Source organism: Roseibacillus persicicus (assembly GCF_014651675.1).
Lineage (GTDB): Bacteria > Verrucomicrobiota > Verrucomicrobiia > Verrucomicrobiales > Akkermansiaceae > Roseibacillus > Roseibacillus persicicus.
On record NZ_BMXI01000005.1, the window covers coordinates 296608 to 304142 of the forward strand.

A 7535-nucleotide genomic window follows, 5' to 3' on the forward strand; every position below is an offset into this window, starting at 1 on the left:
GTAGTTCGGGCCGTGTGGTGACTCAGGAGCAAAGGAGTCTGGAGTTCCAAAAGCAATGGGCCGATCTAGCTAATCAAAACAAGAAAGCCTATTCGCGAGTCGCTGCCCAGCGTGAGCTTTTGGTGAGGTGGGCGAATCGAGATATCGATGCCGCGTTGCATGCAATGCTCAATCAGCCTTGGGATGGTGGCAGTCATTCGGACCAAGATTTGGAGTTGGCGCTGAGTGATATTCTGGGAAAAGAACTAGCTGAGCAAGAAGCGCGAGTTCTCGAAAGTGTTGAGGCGGGAGAATTCGGGATTCTAGGTGGCTCTCTGGTGCGTAAAGCGGTCTTGATCGCTCTTGCTCGAGAGTCTCCCGAATCCATTATCGATCGAATAGGATCTCTGGGAGAACGGGATGTCGCGGCTGCTCTTAGCGCGATTTCTCTGTCGTCCTATCAAGATTTCAGGCGCCTTTTCGACGGCCTTTCGGCACGCTCAAGCATACCCGTTGAGGCGTTGCTCGACGGATTGGACCGAAGTGACCCTTTCAATCGGAGCCTTTCTGCAATGACTGCGGGAGCCTTGAATCGCAACGAAATGCTTAGCCTGATATCCTCAGAGCGCCCCGAAGTCTCTCGGCTGCTGATTGAATCTTTGGCTATGCACTCCCACTGGCATTCTGATGAACTCCCATTGATTGATGCGGAATCACTTCCGCCAGAATTTAAAACGACCTATCAGGAGTCGTTTGAACGTGTAACGAAAGAGAAATAGTTGAATACAAAAAAGCCGTGAGGGACGAGTCCCTCACGGCTTTGGAGATTGAAAGGAGAGTTCGGTTTACTCGGCTGGGTCTACGGGCTTGTCGGCGACGGTGGACTTGATGCGGAGTTCGCGGAGTTGCTTGAAGTCGACTTCCGAAGGGCTGGCGGTCATGAGGTCGCTGGCGCGGTTGTTCTTGGGGAAGGCGATGACTTCGCGGATGGAAGACTCGCCAGCCACCAGCATCGCGATGCGGTCGAGACCTAGGGCGACGCCGCCGTGGGGTGGGGCGCCGAAGGTGAAGGCTTCGAGGATGTGGGCGAACATGGTCTCCTTTTCCTCCTGAGTGACTCCGAGGGCGTCGAACATGGCGGACTGGAGGTCCTGTTCGTGAATCCGAATCGATCCACCGCCGAGCTCGTAGCCGTTGAGAACGACGTCGTAGGCTTGGGCGAGGAGTCCGTCCCCGAGCTCGCCTTTTTTAAGTGCTTCCTCATGTTCGGGGATGGGGCGGGTGAAGGGGTGGTGAACGGCGTTCCATTTGCCTTCCTCTTCATCGTAGCCGAGGAGGGGGAATTCGGTGACCCAGAGGAAGTTCAACTCGGTGTTGCCTTCCAGCAGGTTGCGCAGGTTGGCGACTTCCAGGCGCATGCGGCCGAGGACTTCGCAAGCGGGTTCCCACTTGTCAGCGGCGAAGAGAATGAGGTCGCCGGGCTCGATGTTGAGCTTCTCGCGCAGGGCCTCGACTTCGGCATCGGTCATCCGCTTGACGAAAGGCGAGCGCCAGGTCTTGCGGTCGGTGTCGCGGGCCTGAATGTAGGCGAGGCCTTTGGCTCCGGCTTCGATAGCAGTCTGGGTGAGGCGCTCGATTTGGCCGGTGGTGGCGTCGGCAAAGCCTTTCGCGTTGATGGCCTTGACCACTCCACCATTGGAAACGGCACCGGAGAAGACGCGGAATTCGCAGTCCTTGAGGTCTTCGGTCACGTCGACGATTTCCATCCCAATCCGGCGGTCGGGCTTGTCGGAGCCGTAGGTGTTCATCGCGTCCTTGTAGGTCAGGCGGTCGAAGTTGACGGGGATCTCGACGTCGAGGGACTCTTTGAAGATGCGTGCCAAGAGGCCTTCGATGAGGTTGACGATGTCGTCCTGGCTCACGAAGGACGCCTCGATATCGATCTGGGTGAACTCGGGCTGACGGTCCGCGCGCAGGTCTTCGTCGCGGAAACAGCGGGCGATCTGGAAGTATTTCTCGATGCCGCCGACCATGAGGAGCTGCTTGTATTGCTGCGGCGCCTGGGGGAGAGCGTAGAAACTCTTGGGGTGCATGCGGGAGGGCACGAGGAAGTCGCGGGCGCCTTCGGGAGTAGACTTGGAAAGGATGGGAGTCTCGATTTCGAGGAAAGCGAGTTCGTCCAAGTAGTCGCGGGTGGACTTGGTGATGCGGTGGCGCAGACGCATGTTGCGGGTCATGCGCTCGCGGCGGAGGTCGAGGTAGCGATATTTCATGCGCAGGTCCTCGTTGGAGAGCTCCTTGTCGAGCTGGAAGGGAAGAACGGCCGCTTTGTTGACGATTTTCAGCTCCAGAGCGGAGACCTCGATCTCGCCGGTGGGCAGGTCGCTGTTGGCGGTGGACTTGCCGTCGATCTCGGGGCGGGCTTCGACCGTGCCGACCACTTGAACCACGTCTTCGTCGCGCAAGGTGTGGGAGAGGTCTGCCATTTCTTTGGAGACTTCGGGGTGAAAGACGCATTGGGTCAGGCCTTCGCGGTCGCGCAGGTCGATGAAGATCACGCCACCGTGGTCACGGGCAGACTTCACCCAGCCAATGAGGGTGACTTTTTGACCGATGTCGGAGGCGCGGAGTTGGGAGCAGTGATGAGTTCTCATGAAAGTATATTTAAGTTTTTGAACCGCAGATTAACGCAGATGGGCGCAGATTGACGGGGCTCTGTGGGATGGATTTTTTGTTATTTTTAGGACTGAAGATTTGGAGTGGGAAAGTTGCGAGGGTCGTTGAGGGAAACTCGTTTGTATTCGACGCTGGCGTTTCTGAAATTAATTACGAGGCCGACCTTCAGTCCTGTGATGCGGAGGTAGTTCAGCATTTGTCCGATTTCGTTGTCACTAATGAAGTCGATGGTTTTGGCGTCGATAACAAGGCAATCGAAAGCGATGAGGTCTGGGATGAAAACATCAACTTGGGTGTCTTTATAGAAGACTGGAAACTGCTTTTGCTGGTCGAAGGAGATTTTGCGCAACTGAAACTCTCGCACGAGAGCGCGTTCGTAAGCCTTTTCTCTCAAGCCTTTACCTAGAACATTGTGCACTTCGAAGGCGCAGCTCAGGACTTGTCCTGATTCTTCTTTAGACAAAAAATCTGCGCTCATCTGCGTTAATCTGCGGTTCAGTTTTTCTAAGCCAACAATGGTCCCTGAGGTTCGCTGAGGCGTTTTTTGAGGTAGGCGACGGTGTCGGTGTTGGGGTGGATGTCTTCCTGTGCGCGGGCGTTGAGATTGCGGAGGGTGAGCTGCGGGAAGTCGCGGCCGACGACGAGGGCGAAGGGCGCGAGGGTGTGGGCGGCGGCTTTGAGCTGCTTGTCGTATTTGGTCTTAGTGAGGGCGTAGTCGATGCGCAGACCGGCTTCGCGGAGCTCCTGCACGAGGGCGAGGGCTTCGGGGCGCTTTTCTTCGTCGTCGATGACGAGGTAGATGTCGCAGCTGGCGTTGTTCATCTTCCAGACTTCGAACTTGCGGCTGGCGGAGGCGACTTCTTGCACGAAGAGTCCGATGACCACGTCGCCCATCGCGAATCCCATCGCGGGGAGGTCGGTCTTTCCTTCCGTGAGGGTGGAGATGAGGGTGTCGTAGCGACCGCCCCCGGCGACGGCGCGCAGGGATTTCTTGGTGTCGAAAATTTCAAAGACCACGCCGGTGTAGTAGGCCAGTCCGCGCACGATGGAGAGGTCGACCTCGAGGTAGTCGCCGAGTCCGCGGGCGCTGAGATTCTCTTGAATTTCGCGCAAAGCATCGGACTCGTTGGCGGGGTCGGCGATGAAGTCGGTGAGCTGCTGGGTGACCAGTCCGAGGGGCTCCAGCTTGGCGGTGGTGACCTCGGGCTTTTCGCGTTCCAGCTTGTCGACTACTTGGAGCAAATCTGCCAGCTGGTCGTCGCTCAGCCCCTGGTCGGCAGCGAATTTGGACCAGGCATTGCGGTCGGAGAGGCGGACTTTGAAGTCTTCTTTGGTGAAGCCCAGCTCGCGCATGGTGTCGATGGACAGCGCGATGAGCTCGGCATCGGCGGCGGGGGAGTCGTCGCCGAGGATGTCGGTATTGAACTGGTAAAACTCGCGGGTGCGGCCTTTTTGCGGCTTTTCGTAGCGAAAACATTGCCCAATCTCGAACCACTTGAGCGGCTTGGGATAGTCGCGCTGCTTGGTGGCGGCGAGGCGGGCGAGGGAGGCGGTGACTTCGGGGCGCAGCGTCACGTCGCGGTCGCCTTGGTCCTGGAAACGAAAGAGTTGCGAGGAAAGTTCGCCTCCGGATTTTTTCAGGTAAAGCTCGGTCGGCTCCAGCATCGGGGTCTCGTATTCCACGAACCCATAGCGGGTCGCCACCCGGCGCCAGGTCTCGAAGAGGTAGTTGCGGAGCTGGCAATCGCGCGGGTCAAAGTCGCGGAAGCCGGTGAGTGTTTGGAAACCTGATGCCATGGGAAATCTGGGGAAAGGGGCAGGGAAGTAAGGGATTGCGGGGGCGTTGTCGAGTCTACTTCCTTTGTTCTGAGGGAGGGGGCGAGGAGGTGAATGTGTTTTGGAACCGCAGATTGACGCAGATGAACGCAGATTCCGGTTCGTTGGGATTTGGATGGGACTGAAAGGAGGACGGTTCGGTGAGTTTATCACAACCAAAACCAACAGAGCCTTCGTCAATCTGCGTTCATCTGCGTCAATCTGCGGTTTAAAAAGACTCCCTCAAACCCCTCTCCGCTTACCCATTGCTTCCGTGCAAAAAAAACGCGGCCCCGAAGGACCGCGTTTGAAAGAGGGGAAAATCAGGAAAGACTTAGTATTTCACCGAGCAGCCGTAAGGCTTGGTCTTGGTGGTAGCGACTTCTTTGCCAGCGAGAACGGAATCGAGAGCCGCAATCACATAGTTTTCAGAGTTCGGGATGTCCGCAGAGTCGGTGGAAGCCTTGGAGTCGATGGCACCGTCATAAGCGATGTGGCCGTCACCGGTGATCACGATCATGTGAGGAGTGGTCTTCGCGTCGTAGGCTTTGCCAGTCTCGCCAGTGGGGTCGAGGAGAACGGCAGTGGCCTTGGTGCCAGCTGCATCAGCGTCCGCTTGGGAGAAGCCTTTGGCAGTCTTGCCGGAAACGATGGAAAGCCACACCACGTCCTTGCCGGTGTAAGTTTCCTGAAGCTTCTGCATGTTCTTGGACTCATAGTGCTTCTTCACGTAGGGGCAGCCGTAGTTGATCCACTCCAGGACAACAGTCTTGCCGGAGAAGTCTTCCAAGGAATGCTCCTTGCCGGAGAGGTCCTTCAGGGTGAAGGCGGGGGCGTGGGGAGCATGGGCGCTTTCTGCAGTTGCTGCTTTCGCGTCTTCAGCGAGGGCTGGAGTGGCGAGTCCGACGAGGGCCGCGAAGGCTGCGGCGATGGTCATTAGTTTCATAGTAGTTTGGTTTGTTGGTTGTTGAGAGTTGTTTTCAGGCGATGGCCCAAAGTTGAGACGCAGGATGAAAGGGAATATTCCCGCTATTTTTGCGTTTCCAGTGAGATAGGAATTCTGACGGGTGGGGTGGGTCCGGCCAGCACGATTTTGGCTGCGGAAAGGTCTTTGCTATATTCCGAAGCCTCGACGGAAATCTGCAATCCAGAGTCGGTCCTCTGGATGGAAGGGACCGAGCCCGGTTGGAAAAAGTCCGAAGTTTCGCTGAAGGCATCCAGTTCTTCTGGGGATTCCCAGTTGTCAGGGGGAGTGAGATTGATGAGCCACTTTTCGCCCTCTTTTTTCACCGAGCTTTTCCAGTCTGTGCTCGCGTCGGTTGGGATGAGCGTGAGGCCTTCGGCCAGTTGGGTGGAGGGCTCGGAGGCAGTTCCTCCTTTGGCCACCACTTCCAGTTTGAGTTCGACCTCATCGCCTCCGACCAGGCACTGATTATCATTGCATGCCAGCCAGGAGGCTTTGGCCTTGAAAGTATAGGAACCGGGTTCGACGGAGGGCGCGATGTTCAGTTGGGAAAAGAACAAGGTGGTCTCCTCGTAACCATTGGTCGGGAGTTCGCCAGTCTTGACGCGATGGGGAACAGGAAAGCGCAGTTCGCCCGTGGTGATTCCCTCCGGCAAATCCTGCCAGTCCAGCGCGACGGCCTGCCCCATTTCGCCGGGGTTGATGTAGTAGACGTGCAGCGATTCGGCTGGAGTCAGTTCCAAGGCCACCTCGACAGTGGAGCCTGCGGCAACGGAGGGAGGGGCGAGCAGTTTTACTTCGGCAGTAGACTCCGCTTGGACGGAGCAAGTGCAGGCGGCGAGAACAACGGCAGTAGTCCGGTAGCGATTAAACACGATGCTAATTTCTGGTAGTTTGAGTGGGACGCAAGGGGAATTTTGTGAGGAATCAGTCAGAGCCTTTGAAAGGAGTAAAAGGGACAAGGAACTAACGATTTAGAACCAATGTCGATAGGCCAAAAAGAATAGGTTCAGTTGCATAATATTTATTTGTATCGCAAAGTATTGAGGCGCAACTCTCCACGACTGAGTCGACATCCAAGGACCAATTTTGTAAGGGAAAAGAGTGAAACAACTTGCTGTCATTTCCCTCGCCGTCACCCTTCTTTGCCCGAATTTATTTTCCGAGCCCTCGGCCAAAGAGCAATTCGAGACTCAGGACAATGTGCTCAATCGCGTCTATGGTGAATTGAAGAAAGAGCTCGAGGCCTATCAGTTTGCCATCGTGCAAAAGGAGCAGCGAGATTGGGTGGAATATCGTGACTACATCAGCGAAGCGCAACGCGGCTACGAGGGGACTTCTGACGAAGAGGCGCAACTGGAGATGGCGGCCGGCTTGACCGAATCGCGGGTGCAATGGTTGCAGGCTTGGAAAACGGCCGGAGAACACGAGGGTCTGGAGGGGGAGTATCGGGACTCCTATGGTGGCTTCCTCCAGATTGTAAAGGAGGGGGACCAGCATTATTTCGCGCTCCATGTCGTGCGGGGGCCCAGCTTTCATCTCGGGATTATTGGCGGCAAGCTTCGGGTCAATGGCCATAGTGCCTGGTTCGAGACCCGCGACGAGCACGATGGCAAGGAGGCTTGGCTGACCTTTGTGCCCAAGGAAGATGGTTCAGGCCGCATCCGCATCGTCAGCGAGAACGCCCGGCATCTCCACGGCGCCCGGGCTTATTTTGATGGCAGCTATCTTCGACTGGGTGAAGTCAGCGCGGAAGATAGAAAGAGGGTGATTTCGGGGGAGCTGGAGTAAGGGGGAGGCGGAGCCCTAGAAGAATCCGGTAGGTCGGTGTTTCGCCGAAACCGACCCCTGAGAACCCGTCCGTTGGGGATGGGCTCATTCGCCTGCGATTGTTGGATTCGAGCGCGGGTTGGTGGGGGTGAACTCGGAAACCCGCAGAGGCGAGTTCGAACACCGAGAGGGTCAGCTTCGGCAAAGCCTGACCGGCCGACGCCGGTAGGTCGGTGTTTCGCCGAAACCGACCCCTGAGATCTCGTCCGTTGGGGATGGGCTCATTCGCCTGCGATTGTTGGATTCGAGCGCGGGTTGGTGGGGGTGAATT

General features: G+C 56.8%; 7 protein-coding genes. 2 read left to right on the forward strand and 5 right to left on the reverse strand.

Annotated elements, in window-relative coordinates:
• The first annotated feature begins 17 nt into the window (after positions 1–17).
• Positions 18–758, forward strand: coding sequence for a hypothetical protein (locus IE099_RS07985; RefSeq protein WP_189569365.1), 741 nt, complete (start codon positions 18–20; stop codon positions 756–758).
• Positions 759–824: 66 nt separating this feature from the next.
• On the opposite strand, the gene aspS is transcribed toward IE099_RS07985, so the two are convergent.
• The 5 genes from aspS to IE099_RS08010 form a co-directional block, all read right to left on the reverse strand.
• The gene (aspS, locus tag IE099_RS07990; RefSeq protein WP_189569367.1) at positions 825–2633 is read right to left on the reverse strand and encodes an aspartate--tRNA ligase; all 1809 of its coding nucleotides are present in this window, start codon (positions 2631–2633) and stop codon (positions 825–827) included.
• An 86-nt stretch (positions 2634–2719) separates the two neighbouring features.
• Positions 2720–3133, reverse strand: a complete 414-nt coding sequence (locus IE099_RS07995) for a GxxExxY protein (RefSeq protein ID WP_189569369.1) — start codon at positions 3131–3133, stop codon at positions 2720–2722.
• A gap of 26 nt (positions 3134–3159) precedes the next feature.
• On the reverse strand, positions 3160–4452 hold the full coding sequence (gene hisS, locus IE099_RS08000; RefSeq protein WP_189569371.1) for a histidine--tRNA ligase: 1293 nt from the start codon (positions 4450–4452) through the stop codon (positions 3160–3162).
• Positions 4453–4804: 352 nt separating this feature from the next.
• A complete protein-coding gene (locus IE099_RS08005) occupies positions 4805–5416 on the reverse strand; it encodes a redoxin family protein (protein WP_189569373.1) in 612 nt (203 codons plus the stop codon).
• Between the two features lie 83 nt (positions 5417–5499).
• A complete protein-coding gene (locus IE099_RS08010) occupies positions 5500–6309 on the reverse strand; it encodes a protein-disulfide reductase DsbD domain-containing protein (RefSeq protein ID WP_189569375.1) in 810 nt (269 codons plus the stop codon).
• Between the two features lie 229 nt (positions 6310–6538).
• Here IE099_RS08010 and IE099_RS08015 point away from each other — a divergent pair, with 229 nt between their 5' ends.
• A complete protein-coding gene (locus tag IE099_RS08015; protein ID WP_189569377.1) occupies positions 6539–7225 on the forward strand; it encodes a lysozyme inhibitor LprI family protein in 687 nt (228 codons plus the stop codon).
• Positions 7226–7535: the final 310 nt, after the last annotated feature.